We start from the raw sequence: 23,551 nt of genomic DNA, 5'->3' as shown, positions 1-23,551 counted from the left end.
ATGCGCATCGCCTTCCTCGGACTGGGGCACATGGGCCTTCCCATGGCCCGCAACCTCGCCGCCGCGGGTCACGATGTCGTCGGCTTCGACGTCTTCCAGGGCGCGATGGATGCCGCGACCGCCGCTGGCCTTCCGGTCGCCGAGACCGGAGCCGCAGCCGTGTCGGCAGCCCGCGCCGAGATCGTCATCACGATGTTCCAGTCCGGGAAGCAGGTGCTGGACGCCTATCGGGGCGTCGACGGCGCAGGCGGACTGCTCGACGTCGCCGAGCCGGGGACGCTGTTCATCGACTCGTCCACCATCGCCGTGGACGAGGCACGCGCGGCCCACCAACTCGCTGAAGCCGCGGGCCACCGATCGCTGGACGCCCCGGTGTCGGGCGGGGTCGTCGGCGCCGAGAACGCGACGCTCGCCTTCATGGTGGGCGGCCGCGACGAAGACTTCGAGGCGGCTCGTCCGGTGCTCGAGGCGATGGGGCGCCGTATCGTCCACTGCGGCGGCGCCGGCCTCGGCCAGGCCGCCAAGGTCTGCAACAACATGATCCTCGCCGTTTCGCAGATCGCCGTCGCCGAGGCCTTCGTGCTCGGCGAGCGCCTGGGGCTGTCGCACCAGGCCCTGTTCGATGTCGCGTCCAACGCCTCCGGACAGTGCTGGGCGCTCACGACGAACTGCCCGGTCCCGGGTCCGGTGCCCACCAGCCCGGCGAACCGCGACTACCAGCCCGGATTCGCCGGCGCCCTGATGTCGAAGGACCTCGGGCTGGCCGAGCACGCGATCGTCTCGACGGGCGTGGACGCCCAGATGGGCATGCTGGCGCGGCGGATCTATCAGGAGTTCGCGGACGGCGCCGGAGCCGGACAGGACTTCTCCGGGATCATCAACACGATCCGCGACGAGAGCGCCCGGGGAGCAGCATGACGACATACGAGACGATCCTTGTCGAGACGCGCGGGCGCGTCGGATGGATCACCCTCAACCGCCCCGAAGCGCTCAATGCGCTCAACACGCAGGTGATGAAGGATGTCGTGGCCGCGGCATCCGCCTTCGACGCCGACGAGGGCATCGGCGCCATCGTGCTCACCGGATCGGAGCGGGCGTTCGCCGCCGGCGCCGACATCAAGGAGATGGAGTCCAAGAACGGGCTCGAGATGCTCATGGGAGACCATTTCGGCGGCTGGGCGCAGTTCGCCGGGGTGCGCACGCCGGTGATCGCGGCGGTGTCGGGCTACGCACTCGGCGGCGGCTGCGAGCTGGCGATGATGTGCGACATCATCCTCGCCGCGGACACGGCGAAGTTCGGGCAGCCGGAGATCAATCTCGGTGTCATTCCCGGCATGGGCGGCTCGCAGCGGCTCATCCGCGCGGTGGGCTACTACAAGGCCGCCGACCTGATCCTGTCGGGCCGGATGATGGATGCCGCGGAGGCCGAGCGCTGCGGACTCGCCTCGCGCGTCGTCCCGGCAGCCGACCTCCTCGCCGAGGCGGAGAAGCTCGCCGGCGAGATCGCGGCGAAGTCGCTCCCGTCGGTCTACGCCGCGAAGGCGACCCTCGACGCGGCCATGGAGGTACCTCTCGCCGAGGGCCTGCGTCTCGAGCGGCACGTCTTCGCCAGCCTGTTCGACACCGCCGATCAGAAGGAGGGCATGGCCGCCTTTCGCGAGAAGCGGTCGCCGGACTTCACGAACCGCTGAGATCAGAGCGGGTCGGGTTGCGGTCGCGGATCGGTGAAGTCGCCGGCGTCCTTGCGGAACCGAGCGATGATCCGCACCAGCTCGGCGGTGTCATCATCGCTCAGGCCGACGTCCTCGAACACCTGCTCGTTCAGCGCGGCGGTGGCTCGCTCGACCAGGTCGATTCCCTCGTCGGTGATCACGAGCATCGCCGCGCGCCCGTCGATAGGGTGCGGCTCCCGGCTGACCAGGCCGTCGCGCGCGAGCCTGTCGACCGTGTTCGTGACGCTCGTGGGGTGAACCTGCAGGCGTGCGATGGCGCTGGCCATCGGCATCCGCCCCGCCCTGGTGAAGGCGAGCAGCCGCAGCATCTCGTAGCGGGCGAACGACAGGCCGAAGGGCTTCAGCGTCGCGTCGATGCGAGCGAACATCAACTGCTGCGCGCGGATGATCGACGTGACGGCGGTCATGCCGGCAGCGGCCGGCTCCCATCCGTGTTCGACCCACTGGCGCTTCGCCTCGGCGATGGGGTCGACGGGAAGTCGTCGGATCGCTGCCACGCGTCACCTCCTGGCTCCCACCGTACCGGCTGGGGGCGGCGGCCCAGCGCCTGCACGAGGCCGATTTGGAGGGGTCAATGTATACACAGATCCGCATCGGGCGGGGCGTTTGTGCGGTGGCTCCGTGCGATTGGGTACACACCGGGCCGCGCCCTAGACTCGTGGCCATCGTGAGGAGATGACAATGAAGATCGTCGTCCTGGTCAAGGAAGTCCCCGATACCTATGGGGATCGCAAGCTCAGCCTCGAGACCGGCCTGGCCGATCGCGCCGCGAGTGAATCCGTGCTCGACGAGATCGGCGAGCGCGCACTCGAGGTCGCGCTCTCGTACGCCGACAAGAACGCCGGCACCGAGGTGGTCGTCCTCTCGATGGCTCCGGAGTCGGCCACCGCCACCGTCCGGAAGGGCCTCGCGATGGGGGCTGCCTCCGCCGTGCAGGTGGTCGACGACGCGCTCCTGGGCGCCGACATGGGGCTCACGGCAGAAGTGATGGCCGCGGCCCTCACCCGCATCGGGTTCGACCTGGTGGTCGCCGGCAACCAGTCGACGGACGGCTCGGGCGGTGTCCTGCCGGCGATGATCGCCGAACTGCTCGACGTGCCGGCCGCGACGTATCTGAGCTCCGTCGACATCTCCGGGACCGGCGTCTCGGGCGTGCGGGCCTCCGACGGTGCCACCGCGCAGGTCTCGGCCGCGCTGCCGGCGGTCATCTCGATCACCGAGGCGCTCCCGGATGCCCGGTTCCCCAACTTCAAGGGGATCATGGCGGCCAAGAAGAAGCCGTTCGAGACCCTCTCGCTCGACGACCTCGGCATCGAGGCGCACTCTGCCGCGGCATCCCGGTCCATCGTGATCGCGCTGAGCGAGAAGCCGCCGCGCGAGGCGGGCGTCAAGATCGTCGACGAGGGCGATGCGGGCGAGAAGCTCGCCGAGTTCCTCATCCAGAACCGGCTCGCATAAGGGTGGCTGACATGACATTCGCCGACGATTCGATTCTCGTCCTGCTCGACGTGACCCCGTCGGGCGCGCTCGCCAAGTCGGCCGCAGGGTTGTTGGGTGCGGCCGCCCAGGTGGGCACGCCGGTCGCCCTGATCGTGGGCGACGAGAAGCTGGCAGCGGATGCCGCAGCGCTCGGCGCCTCGTCCGTGCTGGTCGCCGCTCCCGGTGAGGGCCTGGTGGTGCCCGTGGTCGACGCGCTCGTCGCGGCCGCGAACCTCGTGCGCCCGGACGCGGTTCTCGCGTCGCACTCGATCGAAGGACGCGAGGCTGCGGGCCGGTTCGCCGCCCGTACCCGGTCGGCGATCGCCGTGGACGCAGTCGGGGTCTCGCGCGATGCGGAGGGCGTCGTCGCCCAGCATTCGGTGTACGGCGGGGCGTACAACGTCGACTCCGCCGTCACGTGGGGCGCCCCGGTCATCACCGTCCGCCAGGGTGCGGTCGACGCGCGCGCCGAAGCAGTCGCGTCTCCCGCGGTCGAGAAGCTCGACGTCGCCGCGTCCGGACGCAAGGCGGCCACCGTCGCGTCCGTCGAAGAGGCGGTCGTGTCGTCGTCGCGCCCCGAGTTGCGCGGTGCCGCCAAGGTCGTCTCCGGCGGCCGCGGCTTGGGCTCGGGCGACAAGTTCGCGCTCGTGGATCAACTCGCCGACGTGCTGGGCGCCGCGGTCGGCGCCTCCCGCGCCGCCGTGGACGCCGGATACGTCCCGTCGTCGTACCAGGTCGGCCAGACCGGTGTCTCGGTGTCGCCCCAGCTGTACGTCGCGCTCGGCATCTCCGGCGCGATCCAGCACAAGGCGGGCATGCAGACGGCCAAGACGATCGTCGCGATCAACAAGGATGCCGACGCCCCGATCTTCGAGATCGCGGATTACGGCGTCGTCGGCGACATCTTCACCGTGGTGCCGCAGCTCATCGCGGCGCTCGAGGCCAAGAAGGCGTAACCGGGCGTGGCCACCTTCGGAGCGACCATCCGCCGTGGGCTCCCGCGACAGCCGGGCGGCGAGCCCTGGCCTCCCGACGGCGACGCCCCGGTGGCGGCCGTCGGCTCCCGGTCGTTGAGCCAGGAGCGCGTCCCCGTGTCCGATGGGCCCGCCGGCTCCCGGTCGATGAGCGAGGAGCGCGTCCCCGTGTCCGATGGGCCCGGCGGCTCCCGGTCGTCGAGCGAGGAGCGCAGCGACGAGACGAAACGCGTCTCCGTGCTCGATGCGCCGAACCCGACGCCGCAGGGGCGTCCGTTGCGCCGCGGACTTCCCCGCGTGCCCGGCGGTGAGCCGTGGCCGCCGGTCGGCACCGCCCCGGACGAGGTCGTCGCAGCCGGATCCGCCGGGCTCGGCGCGGGGATCGCGGCGACCGCCCCGACCCCGTCACCGCGGTCGCAGGGCTTCGCCGACGCGCCCACCCCGGTGCCCGTCTTCGCCGCCGCGGCTCCCGCTGCGGAGGCGGACGTCCCTTCTCTCTCCGCTCCCTCGACGACCGCGGATGCGCGCCCGCTGCGCCGCGGTCTGCCGCGCGTCGCCGGCGGTGAGCCCTGGCCGCCGCCCGGTCTGTTCGTCGCGGACTCGCCGGTCGAGGCATCCGCCCCTGCTGCCGCCGCTCCCGAGGTGCGCACGTCCGTGCAAGAGGCGCAGCTGCAACTGCGCGCCGAGGCGGAAGCCGCGCCCACCCCGCCCGCACGGACCGCGGACTACTCCAGCCCGCTCCCGTTCACGCCCACGGTGTGGGCGGGTGCCGCTGCGCGCACGCGACCGGAGCCGAAGCCCGAGCCGCAGCGCATCGGGCCGTTCACGCGACTGCAGTGGGCCGGTGCGGTCATCGTGGGCGGCGGCGCGCTGCTCTATGCCGGGCTCCTGGCAGTGCTGGCGGTGCGGTTCCTTCTCAGCACGCCCTGGGGCATGGACTTCCTCGCAGCGTATCCGGGGGAGTACCACCTGCCCGAGGGCGCGCCCGTCGGCTTCCCGGCGTGGCTGGGCTGGCAGCACTTCTTCAACGTCTTCCTGATGGTGCTGATCATCCGGACCGGCTTGCAGGTGCGCACCGAGAAGCGCCCGAGCGTGTTCTGGTCGCCGCGGACCAACGGGAAGCGCAAGATCAGCCTGAACCTCTGGTTCCATCAGTCGCTCGACATCCTGTGGCTCGTGAACGGTGTGATCTTCGTGGTCCTGCTGTTCCTCACCGGGCAGTGGATGCGCATCGTGCCGACCTCGTGGGAGGTCTTCCCCAACGCGTTCTCCGCGACCCTGCAGTACGTGTCACTGGACTGGCCGACCGAGAACGGCTGGGTGAACTACAACTCCCTGCAGCAGCTGGCGTACTTCGCAACCGTGTTCATCGCGGCGCCGCTCGCGGCCATCACGGGCGTGCGGATGAGCGGGATCTGGCCGAAGGACGCCAAGACGCTGAACCGGATCTACCCCGTGGAGTGGGCGCGTGCGGTGCACTTCCCGGTGATGCTCTACTTCGTGCTGTTCATCTTCGTGCACGTCGTGCTGGTGTTCGCCACGGGAGCGCTGCGCAACCTGAACCACATGTACGCCGCGCAGGGGTCCGTCGATCCGGACGCGTACGCGATGAACTGGACCGGGTTCTGGATCTTCGCCGTCTCGATGCTGGTCATCGTCGCCGCCTGGGTCGCCGCCCGCCCGCTGGTGCTCGCCCCCATCGCCCGCCTGTTCGGGAAGGTCAGCGGCCGCTGAACACGGGGTGTCCGCCGAGACGGATGCCTCGGCCGAGGCTCAGTCGACCGTGACCCCCGCGGCGCCCGCCGCGAAGCCGTCGGCGTACGCCTCATCGGCCCCCAGGCGGAACATGTCGCGTTCGAGCGGGCGCACGATCGAGCGCGCACCCGGCAGGTCGAGGGGACCGACGAGGTCGGCGCGGCCCCGCACGACCGCCACGGGGAGGCGTGCGGTCTTGCCCTTCACGAGGTCGGCGGCCGCTGCGAGCTCATCGGCGACGCACGGCATCGTCACCACGAGCGGGCGGCCCTCGGCATCCGTTCCCCCGCGCAGGTCCTCGAAGACCCGAACGCCGCCGGCACCGATGGCGTGGTCGGTCTGGCCCTCACGCCAGGCGCGTCCGAGCGTGTCGGAGATGAGCACTCCCACGTCGACGCCGAGCGAGGCCCGCAGCCCGGCGGCGAGGGCGCGAGCCGAGGCATCCGGATCCTCGGGCAGGAGCAGGATCGTGCCCTCCGGCGTATTGGACGCGTCGACCCCCGCCGCAGCCGACACGATGCCCAGCCGGTTCTGCACGATGCGGGTCACGTGCCCGGTCGGCGTGGGCCGGGTGGCGACGACGCGGACGGTCTCGGCCGTGATGGCGTCCTCGCGGTCGTCGGCGGCCACGACGCGCCCCTCGGCCTTCGACACGATCTTCGACGTCACGACGAGGATGTCGCCGTCGGTGAGCGTGCCCGCCGCGGCATCCGCGATCACGGCCACCAGATCGGCTCCGGGGGAGATCTCGGGGATTCCCCGGAGTGCCCAGACCTGCAGCACCGTGCTCAGCGGACGAACCGGACCTCGGTCAGCGTCTCGCCCAGGAAGGGCTCGGTGTGCGAGGCGCCGTCGAGCATGAAGCCGTTGCGCGTGTAGAAGCGGTGCGCGCGGGGGTTATCGTCGGCGACCCACAGGTACAGCGGCTCGTCGGCGGCGACCACCGCGTCGAACAGCCGCTGGCCGATGCCGGTCCCGTGGTAGGCGTCGAGCAGGTAGATGAAGTACAGCTCGCGGAACCTGGGAGCGTCCTTGTCGCGAGCAGGACCCGATCCTGCGAAGCCGACGATCTCACCGCCCACGAGCGCCGCGAACATCTTGAACTCGGGGCCCTGAACGGCCCAGTGGGTCCACAGCTCCGCGAGGCGCTTGGGGGAGACGGCCTCGAGGGCCGCCTTGCTGATGAGGTGGTCGTAGGTCTCGTGCCAGGCGGTCGCGTGGACGCGCCCGAGGGCCTCTGCGTCGACGTCGCGCACCGGACGGACGACGATGTCGGTCTGGAGTTCGGCTGCCATGGCGAGACTCTACGCTCGCGCTCCCGCGACGCGAAATCGAGGGCGAAAGGTTGCGTGCGTGCGCCGCGGAGGAGCAACGGATGCCGCCCCTGCACTGTCGGGATCCCACAACGGAATGTCGGTGAGTGTCTCGGATCGCTACGATCGCTCGTCGTGAATGTGATCTGGCGCACCCTGCTCGTGATGCTGACGGCGCGGCGGCGCGTGCGGCGCGAAGGGCGGCTCGGACCGACCGAGATCGGGCGCATCCGGCTGACGACGCTCCCCACCGACATCGACCTCCTGATGCACATGAACAACGGCCGGTACCTGTCGCTCTTCGACCTGGGGCGCTGGGACCTCCTCGTGCGGACGGGGCTCTGGGACGTCATGAAGGACCGCGGGTGGTACGCCGTGGTCTCGAGTGAGACCGTGACCTTCCGGAAGTCCCTCGAGCTGTGGCAGCGCTTCGACGTCGAGTCGCGCATGGTCGGCCACGACGACAAGGCCGTGTACCTCGAGCACCGTGCGGTCGTTGCCGGCGAGGTCTACGCCCGGGTCATCGTCCGTGCCCGCATGATGAAGCGCAGCGGCGGGACGCTCTCGCACGAGGAGCTGTTCGGCGCGGTCGGGTATCCGGACGGCATCCCGCAGGTCGACGACTGGGTGCACGACTGGGCGGCGGCATCCGCCCTTCCGCCCTCGCGCGGTGAGGCGCCGAGCGTCTGGAACTGACGCGGCGTGCGGCTCCGCAGGCTCAGCGCGGTGCGGCCGGCTCTTCCGGCTCGGGGACCATCGACAGGCCCGCCGGCGAGTTCGCCGCCTTCGTCAGGGCGTCCACCCACGCCGGGTTGAGCCGCGGCTGGCGTCCGCCGAAGTACTCGAACACGAGCGGCTGGTTGGGGCTGAGCCACACCGACGTGCGGCCCATCCCGTTGCGCGTCGGGTCGGTCCATGTGAACGGGAAATGCTCGCCGCGGCGCAGCTTCGCCCAGATCACGACCTGGAGGTGGGCGAGGACCCGGTCGTCGATGGAGACCGTGACCCTCGAGTCATACGTGAGCGTGCCCATCCCGCAAGACTAGCCGCGTCGCGCCCCGAGTCGGCGCGACGATCCATCCGAGTGGGAGGAGTATACGCTTTTCTCTCGCCCTTGTCGGGTGTTGCGCGAAAAGGGTTGACTCCTTCAGTCTGTCACGGTGACGATCTCGGCTGACTTGGTGAGCGACCTGCGTGAGGCGGTCGCCTCCGGGGCGTTGTCGATCGCGTATCAACCCCAGTTCGAACTGGATCCTGCGGGCGTGCGCTCCGGTCCGGTCGCAGTGGAGGGGCTGTGTCGGTGGGTTCACGGCGGGGAGCCCGTGCCGCCATCGATGTTCATTCCGCTCGCCGAAGACGCGCGCATCCTCGAGGAGATCGACCTCTTCATGCTCGGGCAGGGCTCGAAGCAGGTCGCGGCGTGGCGTCGTGCCGGACATGACGTGGCCCTCGCGACCAACGCCTCTCCGTCGCACCTCACTCTCGACTACGCCGACGCGGTGATGGCACGTCTGGACGAGCTCGCGGTGGACCCCGCCACCGTCACTCTCGAGATCACCGAGTCTCCCTCGCCGAACCTCTTCCCCGACATCGCCCGTCCGCTGACCCGCCTGCAGTCGTTCGGTCTCGCGATCTCGATCGACGATTACGGCGCCGGCGACATCACGCTGGCGATGATCGAGGCCCTGCCGATCGACGAGGTCAAGATCGACCGCTCGCTGTCACGCCGCGCCGATGCCGAGGCCGATGACATCGTCGCCGAGGTCATCGATCGAGCGCGGCGCAACGGGTGGCGCACGGTGGCCGAGGGCATCGAGACGCAGGCCGACCTCGATCGCGCGCTCGCGCGAGGCTGCGATCGCGCCCAGGGATACCTGCTCGGCCGTCCGATGGCGGTCGAGGAGCTCGAAGCGCTGTTCTCGGACTGAGTTACAGCTGGTAGTCGTCGTCCGCGGTGGTGGTGGCCGCCGCGACGGGCTCCTCACCCGCAGGGGACTCTCCGACGTCGATCTGCGACCAGGTCACCGGCATGCCCGGCGAGAACAGGATGTCGATGCCGGGGCCTCCGCGCAGCGGCGGGATGTTGACGTAGCCCCCGCCCGCCTTGATCGCCTCGAGGATCGCCGTCTTCAGCTGCGTCACGGGCTCGGGGAGAAAGTAGTCGCGTCCATCCACGGTGAGCCGGTTCACGATCGCCATGTCCCCACCCTAGCGGGCCCGCAACAGGGTGGGCGCAGGACGGGTTCCGGGGCGAATCCCCGTAGGATCGAGCGGTGGGCACACTCCATTACGGCTCTCCCTCCGTCGGCTTCCCCCTCGATGACCGCGTCCTCGCGCACATCGAGCTGGTGATCATGGCCAAGCTGCGCCGCCAGGAGAGTCTCTCGTTCGCGGTGGTGGATGACGAGACGCAGCGTCGTCAGGCGGTGTGGATCTCCCCGGTCACACCGCTGCGCTTCGAGTACGACGCCCCCATGCCGGAGATCAACCGGCTGTGGCTGCAAGAGCTCGTCGACACGGCGAACTCGCCCGGTGGCCTCCGCGTCGTGCCCGAGCCGGAGCTCCCCGCCGCCTCACGCTGAGGCGTCCTGCCCGCCGCCTCACGCTGAGGCGCGTCCGCCGCCTGCCCGCTTGGAGCGGTACATCGCAGCGTCCGCTGCAGCCAGGAGATCGGCGGCGTTCGTCGTTCTGTTGGCGGCCACGATCCCCGCGCTCGCTGTGATCCGCAGCACCGCGTCCTGCACCGCGATCGGCTCGCTGACCGTTGCGATGGCCCGTGCCGCGACGTGCTCCGCGTCCTCCTCTGAGGCGCCCACGCACACGATGACGAACTCGTCCCCGCCGAGCCGCACCACCATGTCGGAGGCCCGCGCAACGCGCGCGAGGCGCTTGCCGATCGCGGCGAGGACCGCGTCGCCGACGTCGTGACCGCGGGTGTCGTTCACCGCCTTGAACTCGTCGAGGTCGAGGAAGATCACGGAGAGACTGGCGTGCGGTCCGCTCAGGAGCGCATCGAGCCGGTCGTTCAGGAAGCGCCGGTTGTGGAGCCCGGTGAGCGAGTCGCGCAGCGCCAGCTCGGCGAGCTCGGCCTGGCTGCGGGCAGCGAGCGCGGCTCGGATCTCCTCGCCCAGGTCGGAGGCATCCTGTGCATGATCGCCCCACGGCAGACTGCGTCCGGTGACGCTCTCACGCCATGCCGAGAACGACCGGCGAGGAGACAGCACGTGGTCGCGATTCTCGGGACTCTGGTCGCCGAGCCAGTCGATGTCGCGCGCCACCTCGCCGCGGACGAAGACCAACCGGTCCCCGTCCGGACCGAGCGGAACGACGAGGAGGCCCGCGACGCCCGGCACCTCGACCGCGAGCTCGGGCCGTTCGGAGGGCAGCGCCTCCCACGCGAGGCGCCCGGGGCCGAGGTCGTCGACGACGTCGATGAGGGCGTCCGGCGCCGGGACGATGCCGAGGGTGCGGACGGAATCGCCGTACTGCAGCAGCACGCCGTCCGCCGGGACGACGTCGAGGACGGTGCGTTCGCCGCCGAGCAGCACGCCGGCGACGTCGGCGCGTCCGTACAGGGGTGCGACGATGGCGACGCGGCGCTCCCGGGCTTCGAGGCGCCGCCGCAGCCCGTGGATCTGCTGCGCGGCGGCGAGCTGCATCGCGATCTGGCTCGCGAGCACCTCCAGCGACCGCCGAAGCAGTACCGGCAAGCGGCGCGGCGTGCGATGCGCGCACGTGAACATGCCGACCAGGCGGTCCTCGATGACGATGCCGAACGAGACCGTGGAGGCCTGCCCCATGTTGCGCATGAACTGCAGGTGGTGCGGGGAGACTCCGCGCAGCTCGGCGGCGGCGAGGTCGACGGGCGCCTCCTCCGGAAGCAGGGCCCTGAGTGGGACGCCCGGGTCCTCGGTGTCGACGATCACCCGTGATCGCTTCTCGATGTAGAGCGCGCGCGCCTGCGCCGGGATGTCGGAGGCGGGGAAGTGAAGGCCGAAGTACGGCTCCATGTCGGGCTCGCGCTCGTCGGCCACGATCTGGCCGTGCCCGTCCTCGTGGAACTCGTAGCACATGACGCGGTCGAAGCCCGTGATCGACTTGATCTGCTCGGCGGCACGCTGGCGGAGGAGGTCGGGGTCGGTGATGGATGCGAGCAACTGGATCGCGCGCACGACCCCGGTACGCACGTACTCGAGCTCGGGCACGATCGGCTCGAGCTCGACGATGAGCGGGGACGTGCCGCGATGGGCGATGACGTCGTAGGTCGAGCCCTCGAACTCCGCCCGCACCGGATCCACCGCGATGGCGTGATTGACCGCCCACGCGAGGGTGTCGCTCCCGGTCTCGCTGACGTTGCGACCCAGCCACTGCTCGGCATTCCCGCTGGCCACCACGATCGTCGCCGTCTGCTCGTCCACGCCGAACAGAACCCCGTGCGACTGGATGCGGCCGATCGTGCGTATCGGCTCGGTGGCGCACTCCTGCAGTCGCAGCGCTTCGGCGGACTCGCGTGAGCGCTCGCCCTCGTACGGCAGAGCGGGGGTATCGGTCAACGCGCCTCCTCGAGCCTCGGCCCGCGCAGGCGGGATCGGCTCCACGAGCAAGCCTCAGCATAAGCACGCACGCGCGCTCGCAGTAGCGGGGCCTTCGCACAGTGGCGGGCTTTTTCGCTTTTCGGCCGGGGCGTTCGCTGGTGGTCTCGGATCGGTCCCGCGCCGGCGTAGCGCACGGCCGCCGGCCCCGCAAGCGGTTTGCCGATCGGCCGCCGCTCCGATTGCCTGTCACCGGGAGCGCCGGTATCTCCGCCGGCGCGGAAGGAGGGCGAGCGCCGTGGACACGAGCACTCTCATCTGGATCATCGTCGCGATCGTGGTCGTCGCGATCGTCGTCGTCGTCGTTCTGATGCTCACCGCACGCGGACGCCGCGACAAGCGCGCCCAGGCGCAGCACGAGAAGGCCGAGAAGCTGCGGGCCGATGCCCGCCAGTCCGAGATGGCCGCCCGCGAACACGAGGCGGAGGTGGCCCAGGCCCGCGCCGATGCCGCTTCCGCGGCCGCCGCGGCGGAGCGTGCCAAAGCGCAGGCGGCACAGGCCTCGCTCGACGCGGAGCGCCGCGCGGGCGAGATCGGCGACCTGCAGGCAGATGCCGAGAAGCATCGAGCCGCGCAGGCGGAGACGCTGCGCAAAGCCGACGAGGTCGACCCCTACGTCTCGAACGACGGGGCGGATGCCGCGGCCGACGCGACCACGCGAAGGGAAGCGCGCCGAGACGACGCGTCCGATTCCCGCGCCGAGGTGCGCGACGAGCGGGCCGCAGACGTGCCGGGCGACGCCGATGCAACGACCACGGAGGACCGCCGGGTGTTCCGGAGCTCGCCCGCAGACGTCGATGGCGACGGTGTGGCCGACGGCCGTCGAACCGGCGACCCGCGCACCGATCGCGTCTGACCGATCCGCGCGGGGGCACCGGAGCGCGGTTCCTGCGCCGCAACGCTGTGGCGCGGTCTCCACACCCGCCGCCCCGCGGCGGAACAGGGAGCGTCGCAGAGCTTAGGCTTGTCGCATGGTGACCGACCCTTACCGGGGGGACACCGACCTCACGGCATCCGGCGACGACCTCGCTGCGCGCGCCGTGGTGCTGGCGCAGCGGTGGATCACCGAGAGCGCAGAGGTCGACGTGGACCCCGCTGCCGAGCGACTGGCCGGCGTGCTCAAGGACCCCAACGGACTTCCGTTCACGATCGGGTTCGTCGACGGCGTGATGCGCCCCGAGAGTCTGACGGCCGCGGCATCCAATCTGCACCGGGTCGCCCCCCTCGTGCCGGAGTTCCTTCCCTGGTATCTGCGCGGCGCCGTCCGACTCGGCGGGGCGGTGGCGCCCGTTCTGCCATCGCCGGTCGTGCCCGTGGCCCGCCGCGTGCTCCGCGAGATGGTGGGCCACCTCGTGGTCGACGCGCGACCTGAGAAGCTGGGCCCGGCGATCGCGGCCATCCGCGAGACGGGCGCGCGGTTGAACCTCAACCTGCTGGGCGAGGCGGTGCTCGGTGAGCAGGAGGCGCTGCACCGGCTCGAAGGCATCCACGAGCTGATCCGCCGTCCCGACGTCGACTACGTCTCGGTCAAGGTCTCGGCGATCGCCAGCCACATCTCGATGTGGGCCTTCGACGAGGTCGTCGACAAGGTCGTCGAGCGCCTGACGCCGCTGTACCTCTCCGCGGTGACGGACCGCACGTTCATCAATCTCGACATGGAGGAGTACCGCGACCTCGATCTCACGATCGCGGTGTTCACGCGCATCCTCGAAGATCCGCGGCTGCGCGGGCTCGAGGCCGGGATCGTCCTCCAGGCCTATCTCCCCGACGCGCTGCCCGCCCTCCAAGGGCTCACCGAGTGGGCGCAGCGCCGCGTCGCCGACGGCGGCGCCCGCATCAAGGTGCGCCTCGTGAAGGGCGCGAACCTCGCCATGGAGCGCGTCGACGCCGTGATGCACGACTGGTCGCTGGCGACCTACGACGCGAAGGTCGACTCCGACGCGAACTACGTCCGCTGCCTCGACTTCGCGCTCCGCCCTGAGAACATCGCCGCCGTGCGCATCGGCGTCGCCGGGCACAACCTCTTCGACATCGCGTACGCCTGGCTTCTCGCCGGTGAGACAGGTGTGCGCGGCGCTGCTTCGACCGTCTCGACGCACGGCATGCCGGAAACCGCCGACACCTCGCCCGACATCGAGTTCGAGATGCTCCTCGGCATGGCGCAGGGGCAGGTTCAGGCCGTCGCCCGCGAGGTCGGCCATGTGCTCCTCTACGTTCCGGTGGTGCGTCCCGACGAGTTCGACGTCGCGATCAGCTACCTCGTCCGCCGCCTCGAGGAGAACGCGTCGAGCGACAACTTCCTCTCGGCCGCCTTCGAGCTCGCCGACGACCCGGCGATGTTCGCCCGCGAGCGGGACCGCTTCCTGGCTTCGCTGGAGCGCGCCGCCGATCCGGCGCTGGCCCTGGGGCCTACTCGCACCCAGGACCGCACCGCCCCGGTCACCGACGCGTCAGCCGCGGCTCCCCGCCCGAGCGGTGCGGCCGGGGCAGACGATGCCGGACTCACGCAGGCCGTGCTCGGCATCTCCCGGGCAGCCGGCGTCGATCCCGCCGAGACCGCACCGATCGCCCCTTCCGCGGAGGAGCAGCTCTTCGGCGGAGACGCGTTCGTCGAGACCGCCGTCTACGCGCCTCGGCAGACCGCCGATACGGCCGCCGGCGCTCCCGGCTTCCGCAATGCGCCCGATACCGATCCGGCCCTCCCGGCCAACCGGGCGTGGGCGAGAGGCATCCTGTCCCGCATCCCCGCGTCGCGGGCCGGAGACGACACGATCGCCGCCGCCCGCATCGAGGACGTCACAGCTCTCGAGTCGGTGGTGAAGGCGGTGACGGATGCCGCGGCCCACTGGGGCGCTCAGCCCGCCGCCGAGCGCGGCGCCGTGCTCGCCGCCGCCGCGCGCGAGCTCGAGGCGCGCCGCGCCGAGCTGATCGAGGTCGCCGCGTCCGAGACGGGCAAGATCTTCGCCGAGGCCGACGTCGAGGTGAGCGAGGCGGTCGATTTCGCGAACTACTACGCGGCGACCGCGCGCGAGCTCGACCGCGTGAGCGGAGCGGTGTTCGAGCCCGCGCGCCTGACGGTCGTCACCCCGCCGTGGAACTTCCCCGTCGCCATCCCCGCTGGCGGCGTGCTGGCCGCGCTCGCCGCGGGCTCGGGAGTCGTCTTCAAGCCTGCTCCGCAGGCGCGGAGGTGCGCCGCGGTCGTGGCGGAGGCGCTGTGGCAGGCCGGCGTTCCGCGTGACGTGCTCGCCCTCGTCGACATCGACGAAGGCGGTCTCGGCCAGGCGCTCATCTCGCACCCCGCCGTCGACCGGGTGATCCTCACCGGCTCCTTCGAGACCGCAGCGCTGTTCCGGTCGTGGCGTCCGGAACTCCCACTGCTGGCCGAGACCAGCGGCAAGAACGCGATGATCGTCATGCCCTCGGCCGACCTCGACCTCGCGGCATCCGATGTCATCAAGAGCGCTTTCGGCCACGCCGGCCAGAAGTGCTCGGCGGCCTCGCTGGCGATCCTGGTGGGACCGGTCGGACGCTCGAAGCGGTTCGCCCGGCAGCTCGTCGACGCCGCCACGTCGCTTCGTGTCGGACCTCCGGCCGACCCGCTGTCGGAGGTCGGTCCGGTCGTAGAGCCGCCGCGCGGAAAGCTCGAGTGGGCGCTCACGACGCTCGACGACGGCGAGAAGTGGCTCGTCGAGCCGAAGCCGGTCGACGCCGGCCCCGAGTTCGCCGGGCGCATGTGGTCGCCCGGAATCCGCACGGGAGTGCTCCCCGGTTCGAGGTTCCACCATGAGGAGTTCTTCGGACCGGTGCTCGGGGTCATGCACGCCCCTTCGCTCGCCCACGCGATCGAGCTGCAGAACGCCGTCGCGTACGGCCTCACTGCGGGGCTCTACACGCAGAACCCCGACGATCTCGCGGTGTGGCTCGACCGGGTCGAAGCGGGAAACCTCTACGTCAACCGGGGAATCACCGGCGCCATCGTGCAGCGCCAGCCCTTCGGCGGCTGGAAGCGCTCGTCGGTCGGCGCGGGCACGAAGGCGGGCGGACCGAACTACCTGATCGGCCTGGGATCGTGGCGGGCGACGAGCGGCGGCCCCACGTCGGCGACGCTGCACCTTCGCGGCCTCGACTCGCGCATCACCACGGTGATCGAAGCAGCCCAGCCGTCGCTCGATTACGAATCCTTCGAGTGGCTGCGCCGCGGCGCGCTGTCCGACGCGATCGCGTGGGACCGCGAGTTCGGCCAGGTCAAGGACGTCTCGGGTCTCGGCGTCGAGCGGAACCTGTTCCGCTATCGGCCCGTGCCGGCAGTCGGAATCCGCGCCACCGCCGATGCGACGTGGCAGGCGATCCTGCGCGTCGTCCTCGCGGGCCTGCGCGCCGGCTCGGTGCTCACCCTCAGCACTCCTGCGGGCGTTCCCGCCGAGGTGCGCCGGGCGCTCAGCGGCCTCAGCGTCGGCGTCTTCGTCGAGAGCGAAGAGGAATGGCTTCAGCGCATGGCCGCGCCGGCGACCGATATCGTCGCGGCGGCGGCGGATGAGGCATCCGCTTCCCGACCCCCGCGCGTGCGGCTGGTCGGTTCGCGCGGCGCTGTCGCGTCGCTGCATCGCGCGCTGTCGACGGCGGTCGGGGGCGACCCCGACCTGGCGGTCTATGACAACGAGGTGACCACGGCAGGGCGCCTGGAGCTGCTGCCGTTCCTGCGCGAGCAGTCGGTCACGATCACCGCCCACCGCTTCGGCAACCCCGACCGGTGGTCGGAGGCGGTCATCTGAGGGGCCGACCACGGCGGCGATGACGGAGGCGTGTTCCACGGATGAGTCGTGATCTCGTCGTCCTCTTCCTCGGCTTCACCCTGGGGGCGCTTCTGTGCCTCGTTCAGTACGTCCTGATTCGCCTGCGCCGCTGGCCACGCAACCCCTATATCGGCATTGCGCTTCGGATCACTCGTGATTCCGACGATGCGTGGTGGCAGGTGCACCATGCCGCTGCGCCGTGGATCGGCTGGGCGGGGCTCTCGGCTGCATTCGGTGCTCTGCTGGCAGCCTGCGGCCTGTGGGTCGGCGAGCCCGAGAGTGCGGGGGCCTTCTCCACCGCCAGCGCCGTATTCGGCTACGCGGGTGTCGCGATCTACTGGCTTGGAGTGAAAGCGGGGCACCGCCGGCCTCGGTGACACGCGGCGAACTGTCGCCGGAGCGTCGACCGGTTCGGGAAACCCGACCGGTGGCCGGAGGCGCTCAGCCGACGCCGGCTCGCTAGAGCCCGTCCGCGTCATCGGTGCGCTCGTCTGTGCGAAACCGACGATCCGTGGACGGTGCGAGATCGATTTCGTGCAGATGAAGCAGCCGAGTGTAAAGAATTCTTGACACGGATGCCTCGGCGGCCGTACCCTCACAATGTCAAACATTCTAGACATCGGAGGATGCCATGGTCTATGAGGAGCGCAATGTCTGGGCGAGCCTCGTCGTCAGCGTGATCGGCATGGCGATCTACACCGTGCTGGTGCTGCAGCAAGCGGCGGGAGGACCGGTCGAGGATGTCGACTGGGTGCCGCTCATGCTGTGGACCATCGGCGGCAGCATCGTCGCCGCGATCGTGGTCAGCATCGTGTGGGGCATCCTCGCCGGCATGCGCGACCCCGACGGTGTCGGCACGTCCGATCAGCGCGACCGCGACATCAGCCACATGAGCACGCGCGTCGGCCAGGCGTTCCTGGTGATCGCGGGGCTCGGCGTCATCATCGAGTGCGCGCTCGAGCTCGACTGGTTCTGGATCGCGAACACGATGTTCTATGGATTCGCGGTCTCGGCGATCGTCGGCGGCATCGCGAGCGTCATCGCCTACCGGCGCGGGCTCGTCTGATGGTAAAGCCCACTCGCGTCACCAACTCGATCCGCACGTTGCGCGAGTCTGCCGGGTTGACCCAGGCCGAGCTCGCCAAGCAGGTCGGCGTCACGCGCCAGACCCTCATCGCCATCGAGCAGGGCAGGTACTCGCCGTCGCTCGAGCTCGCCTTCCAGATCTCCCGCGTCTTCCGCGTGGGGCTCGACGACCTCTTCCACTACCCGGAGGACTGACATGACCGACTCCACGCCCGAGACCGCCGCACCGCTCTCGACCGACACCATGCCTGCCTGGCACCAGACACGCTACGGCGGTCCCGAGGCGGTGACCCTCGGCAGCATCGACGTGCCGCCACCCCGGGGAGGCGAGGTGCTGCTGCGCCTGCGCGCCACCGGTCTCAACAACGGCGACATCCGCGTGATGCGGGGCGAGCCGCTCCTCGTGCGGCCGGCGTTCGGCTGGCGTCGCCCCCGGCAGCCGGTGCGGGGGATGGATGCCGCGGCGACCGTCATCGCAGCAGGCCCCGACGTCGTCGGCTTCGCCCCCGGCGACGAGGTGGTGTGCGAACTGCCCGCGGGCGGAGGACTCGCGGCATACGCGGTCGCACCGGCGAAACGGCTCGTGCGCCGTCCTGCCGCGCTCGACCCGACGGTCGCGGCGGCGCTGCCCATCGCGGGCGGGACCGCCTGGCAGGCCCTCGATCGCGGCGGGGTCTCCGCCGGGCAGCGCGTGCTGGTCATCGGCGCGTCAGGCGGGGTCGGGACGTTCGCCGTGCAGCTCGCCACGCACCGCGGCGCCGAGGTGTGGGCGCTGTGCGGCGAGCGCAACCGTGCGATCGTCGAAGAGCTCGGCGCGGTGCGCACCTTCGACTACCGGTCGGTCCAGCCGGGGTCCGCCGAGCTGGGCGGCGATTTCGACGTCGTCATCGACATCGCCGGCACCGCGCCCCTTCGCGCGCTTCAGGCGCTCGTGAAGGACGGCGGCGCGGTCGTCCTCGTGTCGGGCGAGGGGGGCCGTGTGCTCGGTCCGGTCGGAAGGCTCGCGGCGGCATCCCTCCGTTCGATCGGCTCGAAGCGGCCGCTGCGGCCGCTCGCGGCGGTGGCGAAGACGGACGTGCTGAGCCGGCTGCTCGAGCTCGCGGCATCCGGAGCCCTCCGCCCGCGGATCGAGCGGACGTATCCCTTCGCGGAGGCCGGCGCGGCGCTCGCGCACGTCGACGGCGGTCACGCCGTCGGGAAGATCGTGGTGATCCACCCTGACGACATCGCACAACAGCGGTCCTGAGGGAGGTTCGGGTTCGCTGGGGGTTCAGAGGCATTCGACGGCGGTCATGAGACAATGACACCGGCGTGCCCGTGTGCCGGCTTCCGCAGCTCCGCCGGGCCTCTGGACAGCGTCCGCCGCCCCTTCCCCGAGGAGCAAGATGTCCGCGCAGAACACCGCGCCCACCGCTCAGGCGTCCGCGATCACGGACCGCGTCCAGCAGCACCGCACCTACCTGATGTGCCGGCCGGAGCATTTCACCGTCAGTTACACGATCAATCCCTGGATGGAGCCGGCGAACCCGACCGACACGGCCAAGGCCGTTGCGCAGTGGCAGACGCTGTACGACACCTACGTCGCGCTGGGGCACGACGTGCACCTCATCGACCCGATCGCCGGGCTGCCCGACATGGTCTACACCGCCAACGGCGGCTTCGTGATCGACGGGGTCGCGTACGGCGCGAAGTTCCGCTTCGCCGAGCGCGGTCCCGAGGCGCCGGCATTCATGGACTGGTTCCGCGCCAACGGCTTCGACGTCGTCGATCCCGTCGAGGTCAACGAGGGAGAGGGCGACTTCCTGCTCGTCGGCGACACGATCCTCGCCGGCACCGGCTTCCGTTCGACCGGCGACAGCCACCGCGAACTGGCCGATGTGTTCGGCAAGGAGGTCGTGAGCCTGAGCCTCGTCGATCCGCGGTTCTATCACCTCGACACGGCCATCTCGGTGCTCGACCCCGTCGAGGGCCCGGGTGGCGTCCAGAACGCCAACATCGCGTACCTGCCCGGTGCGTTCGACGAGCCGAGCCGCCGCATCCTCGAGGAGCGCTACCCCGATGCGATCCTCGTCGCCGACGAGGACGGCGCCGTGTTCGGCTTGAACTCGGCCAGCGACGGACGCAACGTCCTCATCTCGCCGCGCGCGACGGGCTTCGAGGCCCAGCTCCGCGAGCGCGGCTACAACCCCGTGCTCGTCGACCTGTCCGAGCTGCTGCTCGGCGGCGGCGGCATCAAGTGCTGCACCCTCGAGTTGCGGCGCTGACGAAGGAGACGCATCCCATGACCGCCACCTCGCCCGACCTCGACACCGCCATGGCCCGCATCATCGCGGACGAGCACGAGCACGTCGCCCACAACTACCACCCGCTCCCGGTCGTGATCTCCCGCGGCGAGGGCGCGTGGGTGACCGACGTCGAGGGCAAGCGCTACCTCGATCTGCTCTCGGCCTACTCTGCCCTGAACTTCGGTCACGGGCATCCGGCCCTGCTCGCCGCCGCGCAGGAGCAGCTGAACCGGCTCACCCTCACCAGCCGCGCGTATCACAACGACCGCCTCGGACCTTTCGCCGCGGCCCTGGCCGACCTGTGCGCCAAGGACCTGGTGCTGCCGATGAACACGGGCGCCGAAGCCGTCGAGACGGGCATCAAGGTGGCGCGGGCGTGGGGCTATCGCGTCAAGGGGATCGCTCCGGATGCCGCGACCGTCGTCGTCGCTCACGGCAACTTCCACGGCCGGACCACCACGATCGTGGGCTTCAGCGACGACCCGCAGGCTCGCGACGGCTTCGGCCCGTTCGCGCCCGGATTCGTCCAGGTGCCGTTCGGTGACGCCGCCGCGATCGAGGCGGCCATCGACGACAGCACCGCCGCGGTGCTCATCGAGCCGATCCAGGGCGAGGCGGGGATCATCCTCCCGCCGGACGGGTACCTCCGCGCGGTCCGTGAGATCTGCACGCGCCACAACGTCCTGTTCATCGCGGACGAGATCCAGTCCGGTCTGGGCCGTGTCGGCGAAACGTTCGCATGCGATCGCGAGGGCGTCGTTCCCGACGTGTATCTGCTCGGAAAGGCGCTGGGCGGCGGCATCCTCCCCCTCTCCGCCGTCGTCGCGGACCGCGACGTGCTCGGGGTCATCCGCCCGGGCGAGCACGGCTCGACCTTCGGCGGCAATCCGCTGGCGTCGGCCGTCGGGCTGCGGGTCGTCGAGATGCTGGCCTCCGGCGAGTTCCAGACGCGCGCGAAGGCGCTGGGGGAGCACCTCGAGGCGCGCCTCGCCGCCCTCGTCGGCAACGGCGTCACCGCGGTTCGGGTCGCCGGACTGTGGGCGGGCGTCGACATCGACCCCGCCGTCGGCACGGGCCGCGAGGTCGCGGAGCGCCTCATCGCCCGCGGCGTGCTCGTGAAAGACACGCACGGACACACGATCCGCATCGCGCCGCCCCTCGTCATCCGGGCGACCGAACTGGACTGGGCCGTCGAGCAGCTGCGGGTGGTCCTCGCCGGCTGAGCTCAGCCCGCCCGGCGCTCCGCTTCCGCGCCGGTCGCGATGCCGAAGTGCCGCCGCATCGCGAGGCGCGCCGCCTCGGGGTCGCCGGCCTCGATCGCGTCGATGATGTCCTCGTGGGACCGGTCGAACTCGTCGCCGGCCCGTCCGCGCTCGACCGACTCGCGTCGCGCGCGCATGTCGTCGTCGAGTGCCCGGCGCAGGCCCTCCTGGAGGAACCTCAGCACCGGGTTGTCCACGATCTGCAGCAGCCTGCGGTGGAAGTCGGCGTCGGCCTCGTGGATGCGCGCGATGTCGCCGTCGCGCTCGCCGGAGTCCATCCGGTCGAGGGCTTCGCGGAGTCCGGCGATCTCTTCGGCGGTCGCGCTCCGCGCCGCGGCCTCGGCGACCGCCTCCTCGACCATGACCCGCGCGTCCGAGACGTCGGAGTCGGCGATGTAGCCGAGAGAGCGCGCGATCGTGAAGTAGGTGCGCACGAACCCGTACGACGGGGTGTCGAGGTAGGTGCCTCGGCCCTGCGTGCGGTGGAGGAATCCGAGTCGCTCGAGGACCGCGAGCTGCTCCCGCAGCGCGCCGCGGCTCATACCCAGGGCATCGCCGAGTTCGCGCTCCGGGGGAAGGCGCCGGGCGCCGGTGTCGTCATCGATGGTCGCCAGGGCGAGCAGGCGCTCCACGAAACGGTCGAGCGTATCGGGCACCGCGCCTCCGTCGGGTAAAGGGTTCCCGGAATGCTACAGCCGGACGGGTCCTTTTCCAGGGAGTCAGGCGAACACGCTGACGAATCGCTCGTGCCACCCCGTGGCGCCGTCGGGCGCCGGGCGGGCCCGGTCGGGGGTCTGGACCTCGCCGGTCGCGCTCGTGGCGCGGCAGCGGATGAGGTGGTCACCTACGTCGGCCGTCCACGGCACGCTCCACTGCACCCAGGTGTCGTCCGAGATCGCGGTGGCCAGCTCCGCCGGCTGCCAAGGACCCTCGTCGATCTGCACCTCGACGGCCGCGACGCCGACGTGCTGCTGCCACGCGACACCGGCGATGACGACCTCGCCCGCCTTGAGCCCCTGACCGCGGCGGGGTACGTCGATGCGGGACTGCAGCTTGATGGGACCCCGTTCCGACCAGCCGCGGTCGGTCCAGTATGCGCGAGCCCGGTCGAACCGTGTCACCTCCAGCTCGGTGACCCACTTCGTCGCCGACACGTAGCCGTAGAGGCCCGGCACGACGAGCCGGGCCGGGAAGCCGTGCTCGGCGGGCAAGGGCTCGCCGTTCATGCCGACGGCGAGGATCGCCGCGCGGTCATCGGTCAGAACCTCGAGCGGAGTCGAGGCGGTGAACCCGTCGATCGACCGGGAGAGGACCATGTCGGCCTCGCTCGTCGGCCGGGCGCGTGCGAGCAGCTCGCGGACGGGGTAGCCGAGCCACAGGGCATTGCCGATGAGGCTGCCGCCCACCTCGTTGGACACGCACGCCAGCGTCGTGTAGCCCTCCTCGAGAGGGAGCGCGAGCACCTCGTCCCACGTGAGAGTCACCTCTCGCTCGACCATGCCGTGGATGCGCAGACTCCAGTCGGCGGGGTCGATGGCCGGCACGATCAGTGCCGTGTCGATGCGGTAGAACCGCTCGTTCGGGGTGACGACCCTCGCGAGCCCCGGCAGGCCGAGCTCGGCCCCCGCCGGAACCGCAGGCGCCGCCACGGCGGGGGATGGCAGCACCACGGAGCGGATCGCGTTGAGCGCGTTGCTCCCGGTGCGCATCGCCGACGCCGCCAGCGCGGCGAGGACGCCGCCCGCGGCCGCCGCCCCCGTCCACACCAGGAACGTGCGCCGGCTCGGCGGGGCGCCTGCCCCGGTAGCGGAGCGGGATGTCGTGGGGAAGGCGGGGCGCAGCATCCGGATCAGCCACCACAGCACGATCGCCCCGGTCACGCCCGCGACGGCGGATGGGAGCCACGCCAACGGGCCGGCGTCGGCGCGCGTCACCGCCGTCACGGCTCCGACGGCGCCGAAGGCCACGACGGTCACCCGGCCCCAGGGCGGCCGCCGGGCTTCGAGCCACCCGGCGAAGCCTGCGAGCAGAAGCACGACGATCGCCATGCCGACGAGGAGCGCGAGCTTGTCGGCGGTGCCGAAGAGCGCGATCGCAGTGTCTTTCGCCCACGACGGGGCGAGATCGATGAGCGCCCCGCCGACCGCGGCGAACGGCCCGGACGACGGCGCGAACACGGCCCCGGTCAGTTCGCCGAGTCCGGCTCCGAACACGACCGCGCCCATGCCGGCCGCCCAGGCGAGGGGCGCCGGGATGCCGCGGTCCCCGCGCGACGACGT

The 23,551-nt window shown here is 71.0% G+C and carries 24 protein-coding genes; 16 read left to right on the top strand and 8 right to left on the bottom strand.

Annotated elements, in window-relative coordinates:
- Window positions 1-918: a 3-hydroxyisobutyrate dehydrogenase gene (gene mmsB / locus HF323_RS14290; RefSeq protein ID WP_169583498.1), complete on the top strand. Its 918-nt coding sequence runs from the start codon at window positions 1-3 to the stop codon at window positions 916-918.
- A complete protein-coding gene (locus HF323_RS14285) occupies window positions 915-1,691 on the top strand; it encodes an enoyl-CoA hydratase (RefSeq protein ID WP_169583496.1) in 777 nt (258 codons plus the stop codon). Before mmsB ends, HF323_RS14285 begins: the two co-directional genes overlap by 4 nt.
- A gap of 2 nt (window positions 1,692-1,693) precedes the next feature.
- Here HF323_RS14285 and HF323_RS14280 read toward each other — a convergent pair whose 3' ends face one another.
- Window positions 1,694-2,230 carry a MarR family transcriptional regulator gene (locus tag HF323_RS14280; protein WP_169583495.1) on the bottom strand — a complete coding sequence of 179 codons (537 nt, stop codon included), beginning with the start codon at window positions 2,228-2,230 and terminating at the stop codon, window positions 1,694-1,696.
- Between the two features lie 184 nt (window positions 2,231-2,414).
- On the opposite strand from HF323_RS14280, the gene HF323_RS14275 reads away from it, so the two are divergent.
- Genes HF323_RS14275 through HF323_RS14265 form a run of 3 tightly spaced genes read left to right on the top strand, consistent with a single transcriptional unit; the run spans window position 2,415 to window position 5,920 of the window.
- A complete protein-coding gene (locus HF323_RS14275; protein ID WP_169583492.1) occupies window positions 2,415-3,191 on the top strand; it encodes an electron transfer flavoprotein subunit beta/FixA family protein in 777 nt (258 codons plus the stop codon).
- A gap of 11 nt (window positions 3,192-3,202) precedes the next feature.
- Window positions 3,203-4,168 carry an electron transfer flavoprotein subunit alpha/FixB family protein gene (locus HF323_RS14270; RefSeq protein WP_169583490.1) on the top strand — a complete coding sequence of 322 codons (966 nt, stop codon included), beginning with the start codon at window positions 3,203-3,205 and terminating at the stop codon, window positions 4,166-4,168.
- A gap of 6 nt (window positions 4,169-4,174) precedes the next feature.
- A complete protein-coding gene (locus tag HF323_RS14265; protein WP_188241724.1) occupies window positions 4,175-5,920 on the top strand; it encodes a cytochrome b/b6 domain-containing protein in 1,746 nt (581 codons plus the stop codon).
- Window positions 5,921-5,959: 39 nt separating this feature from the next.
- Here HF323_RS14265 and cofE read toward each other — a convergent pair whose 3' ends face one another.
- Window positions 5,960-6,724 carry a coenzyme F420-0:L-glutamate ligase gene (gene cofE, locus HF323_RS14260; RefSeq protein WP_169583488.1) on the bottom strand — a complete coding sequence of 255 codons (765 nt, stop codon included), beginning with the start codon at window positions 6,722-6,724 and terminating at the stop codon, window positions 5,960-5,962.
- A 5-nt stretch (window positions 6,725-6,729) separates the two neighbouring features.
- On the bottom strand, window positions 6,730-7,236 hold the full coding sequence (locus HF323_RS14255; protein ID WP_169583486.1) for a GNAT family N-acetyltransferase: 507 nt from the start codon (window positions 7,234-7,236) through the stop codon (window positions 6,730-6,732).
- A gap of 153 nt (window positions 7,237-7,389) precedes the next feature.
- Between HF323_RS14255 and HF323_RS14250 the strand changes: the two genes are divergently transcribed.
- Window positions 7,390-7,950 carry a thioesterase family protein gene (locus HF323_RS14250; protein ID WP_169583484.1) on the top strand — a complete coding sequence of 187 codons (561 nt, stop codon included), beginning with the start codon at window positions 7,390-7,392 and terminating at the stop codon, window positions 7,948-7,950.
- Window positions 7,951-7,972: 22 nt separating this feature from the next.
- Here HF323_RS14250 and HF323_RS14245 read toward each other — a convergent pair whose 3' ends face one another.
- Window positions 7,973-8,287 (bottom strand): ATP-dependent DNA ligase, encoded by a 315-nt coding sequence (locus HF323_RS14245; RefSeq protein ID WP_169583482.1) that lies wholly within the window; start codon window positions 8,285-8,287, stop codon window positions 7,973-7,975.
- Window positions 8,288-8,414: 127 nt separating this feature from the next.
- Between HF323_RS14245 and HF323_RS14240 the strand changes: the two genes are divergently transcribed.
- Window positions 8,415-9,182 carry an EAL domain-containing protein gene (locus HF323_RS14240; RefSeq protein ID WP_169583479.1) on the top strand — a complete coding sequence of 256 codons (768 nt, stop codon included), beginning with the start codon at window positions 8,415-8,417 and terminating at the stop codon, window positions 9,180-9,182.
- A 1-nt stretch (window position 9,183) separates the two neighbouring features.
- Here HF323_RS14240 and HF323_RS14235 read toward each other — a convergent pair whose 3' ends face one another.
- The gene (locus tag HF323_RS14235; protein ID WP_169583477.1) at window positions 9,184-9,453 is read right to left on the bottom strand and encodes a hypothetical protein; all 270 of its coding nucleotides are present in this window, start codon (window positions 9,451-9,453) and stop codon (window positions 9,184-9,186) included.
- A 74-nt stretch (window positions 9,454-9,527) separates the two neighbouring features.
- On the opposite strand from HF323_RS14235, the gene HF323_RS14230 reads away from it, so the two are divergent.
- Window positions 9,528-9,836, top strand: a complete 309-nt coding sequence (locus HF323_RS14230; RefSeq protein WP_169583475.1) for a hypothetical protein — start codon at window positions 9,528-9,530, stop codon at window positions 9,834-9,836.
- Between the two features lie 18 nt (window positions 9,837-9,854).
- On the opposite strand, the gene HF323_RS14225 is transcribed toward HF323_RS14230, so the two are convergent.
- Complete coding sequence (locus tag HF323_RS14225; RefSeq protein WP_169583473.1) at window positions 9,855-11,807, bottom strand: sensor domain-containing diguanylate cyclase; 1,953 nt, start codon at window positions 11,805-11,807, stop codon at window positions 9,855-9,857.
- A 277-nt stretch (window positions 11,808-12,084) separates the two neighbouring features.
- Here HF323_RS14225 and HF323_RS14220 point away from each other — a divergent pair, with 277 nt between their 5' ends.
- The 8 genes from HF323_RS14220 (at window position 12,085) to rocD (ending at window position 21,233) form a co-directional block, all read left to right on the top strand.
- Window positions 12,085-12,702 (top strand): hypothetical protein, encoded by a 618-nt coding sequence (locus HF323_RS14220; protein ID WP_169583471.1) that lies wholly within the window; start codon window positions 12,085-12,087, stop codon window positions 12,700-12,702.
- Between the two features lie 115 nt (window positions 12,703-12,817).
- Window positions 12,818-16,618: a bifunctional proline dehydrogenase/L-glutamate gamma-semialdehyde dehydrogenase gene (locus HF323_RS14215; RefSeq protein ID WP_169583469.1), complete on the top strand. Its 3,801-nt coding sequence runs from the start codon at window positions 12,818-12,820 to the stop codon at window positions 16,616-16,618.
- A 41-nt stretch (window positions 16,619-16,659) separates the two neighbouring features.
- Window positions 16,660-17,016: a hypothetical protein gene (locus HF323_RS14210; protein ID WP_169583467.1), complete on the top strand. Its 357-nt coding sequence runs from the start codon at window positions 16,660-16,662 to the stop codon at window positions 17,014-17,016.
- Window positions 17,017-17,270: 254 nt separating this feature from the next.
- Window positions 17,271-17,705 carry a hypothetical protein gene (locus HF323_RS14205; RefSeq protein ID WP_169583465.1) on the top strand — a complete coding sequence of 145 codons (435 nt, stop codon included), beginning with the start codon at window positions 17,271-17,273 and terminating at the stop codon, window positions 17,703-17,705.
- Window positions 17,705-17,920 carry a helix-turn-helix transcriptional regulator gene (locus tag HF323_RS14200; protein WP_169583463.1) on the top strand — a complete coding sequence of 72 codons (216 nt, stop codon included), beginning with the start codon at window positions 17,705-17,707 and terminating at the stop codon, window positions 17,918-17,920. Before HF323_RS14205 ends, HF323_RS14200 begins: the two co-directional genes overlap by 1 nt.
- Window position 17,921: 1 nt before the next feature.
- The gene (locus HF323_RS14195) at window positions 17,922-18,971 is read left to right on the top strand and encodes an NAD(P)-dependent alcohol dehydrogenase (RefSeq protein WP_169583461.1); all 1,050 of its coding nucleotides are present in this window, start codon (window positions 17,922-17,924) and stop codon (window positions 18,969-18,971) included.
- A gap of 139 nt (window positions 18,972-19,110) precedes the next feature.
- The gene (ddaH, locus tag HF323_RS14190; RefSeq protein ID WP_169583459.1) at window positions 19,111-19,989 is read left to right on the top strand and encodes a dimethylargininase; all 879 of its coding nucleotides are present in this window, start codon (window positions 19,111-19,113) and stop codon (window positions 19,987-19,989) included.
- 17 nt (window positions 19,990-20,006) lie between these two features.
- The gene (gene rocD, locus HF323_RS14185; protein ID WP_169583457.1) at window positions 20,007-21,233 is read left to right on the top strand and encodes an ornithine--oxo-acid transaminase; all 1,227 of its coding nucleotides are present in this window, start codon (window positions 20,007-20,009) and stop codon (window positions 21,231-21,233) included.
- Between the two features lie 2 nt (window positions 21,234-21,235).
- Here rocD and HF323_RS14180 read toward each other — a convergent pair whose 3' ends face one another.
- Together HF323_RS14180 and HF323_RS14175 are read right to left on the bottom strand one after the other, a co-directional pair.
- A complete protein-coding gene (locus HF323_RS14180; protein WP_169583455.1) occupies window positions 21,236-21,928 on the bottom strand; it encodes an FCD domain-containing protein in 693 nt (230 codons plus the stop codon).
- Window positions 21,929-21,991: 63 nt separating this feature from the next.
- The gene (locus HF323_RS14175; protein ID WP_169583765.1) at window positions 21,992-23,497 is read right to left on the bottom strand and encodes a molybdopterin-dependent oxidoreductase; all 1,506 of its coding nucleotides are present in this window, start codon (window positions 23,495-23,497) and stop codon (window positions 21,992-21,994) included.
- Window positions 23,498-23,551 lie beyond the last annotated feature (54 nt).

Source organism: Microbacterium sp. MF43, assembly GCF_012847295.1.
Classification (GTDB): Bacteria; Actinomycetota; Actinomycetes; order Actinomycetales; family Microbacteriaceae; genus Microbacterium.
The sequence above is the reverse complement of the archived record's forward strand: the minus strand, read 5'-3'. Positions and strand labels throughout refer to the sequence as shown.

What these genes read in the sequence shown, in the direction of transcription:
- HF323_RS14210 (WP_169583467.1), top strand. Translation starts at nt 16,660, where the DNA reads ATGAGTCGTGATCTCGTCGTCCTCTTCCTCGGCTTCACCCTGGGGGCG.
- HF323_RS14235 (WP_169583477.1), bottom strand. Translation starts at nt 9,453, where the DNA reads ATGGCGATCGTGAACCGGCTCACCGTGGATGGACGCGACTACTTTCTC.
- HF323_RS14205 (WP_169583465.1), top strand. Translation starts at nt 17,271, where the DNA reads ATGGTCTATGAGGAGCGCAATGTCTGGGCGAGCCTCGTCGTCAGCGTG.
- HF323_RS14285 (WP_169583496.1), top strand. Translation starts at nt 915, where the DNA reads ATGACGACATACGAGACGATCCTTGTCGAGACGCGCGGGCGCGTCGGA.
- HF323_RS14175 (WP_169583765.1), bottom strand. Translation starts at nt 23,497, where the DNA reads ATGGGCGCGGTCGTGTTCGGAGCCGGACTCGGCGAACTGACCGGGGCC.
- HF323_RS14200 (WP_169583463.1), top strand. Translation starts at nt 17,705, where the DNA reads ATGGTAAAGCCCACTCGCGTCACCAACTCGATCCGCACGTTGCGCGAG.
- rocD (WP_169583457.1), top strand. Translation starts at nt 20,007, where the DNA reads ATGACCGCCACCTCGCCCGACCTCGACACCGCCATGGCCCGCATCATC.
- HF323_RS14195 (WP_169583461.1), top strand. Translation starts at nt 17,922, where the DNA reads ATGACCGACTCCACGCCCGAGACCGCCGCACCGCTCTCGACCGACACC.
- HF323_RS14275 (WP_169583492.1), top strand. Translation starts at nt 2,415, where the DNA reads ATGAAGATCGTCGTCCTGGTCAAGGAAGTCCCCGATACCTATGGGGAT.
- HF323_RS14245 (WP_169583482.1), bottom strand. Translation starts at nt 8,287, where the DNA reads ATGGGCACGCTCACGTATGACTCGAGGGTCACGGTCTCCATCGACGAC.
- HF323_RS14270 (WP_169583490.1), top strand. Translation starts at nt 3,203, where the DNA reads ATGACATTCGCCGACGATTCGATTCTCGTCCTGCTCGACGTGACCCCG.
- HF323_RS14255 (WP_169583486.1), bottom strand. Translation starts at nt 7,236, where the DNA reads ATGGCAGCCGAACTCCAGACCGACATCGTCGTCCGTCCGGTGCGCGAC.
- ddaH (WP_169583459.1), top strand. Translation starts at nt 19,111, where the DNA reads ATGTCCGCGCAGAACACCGCGCCCACCGCTCAGGCGTCCGCGATCACG.
- HF323_RS14215 (WP_169583469.1), top strand. Translation starts at nt 12,818, where the DNA reads ATGGTGACCGACCCTTACCGGGGGGACACCGACCTCACGGCATCCGGC.
- mmsB (WP_169583498.1), top strand. Translation starts at nt 1, where the DNA reads ATGCGCATCGCCTTCCTCGGACTGGGGCACATGGGCCTTCCCATGGCC.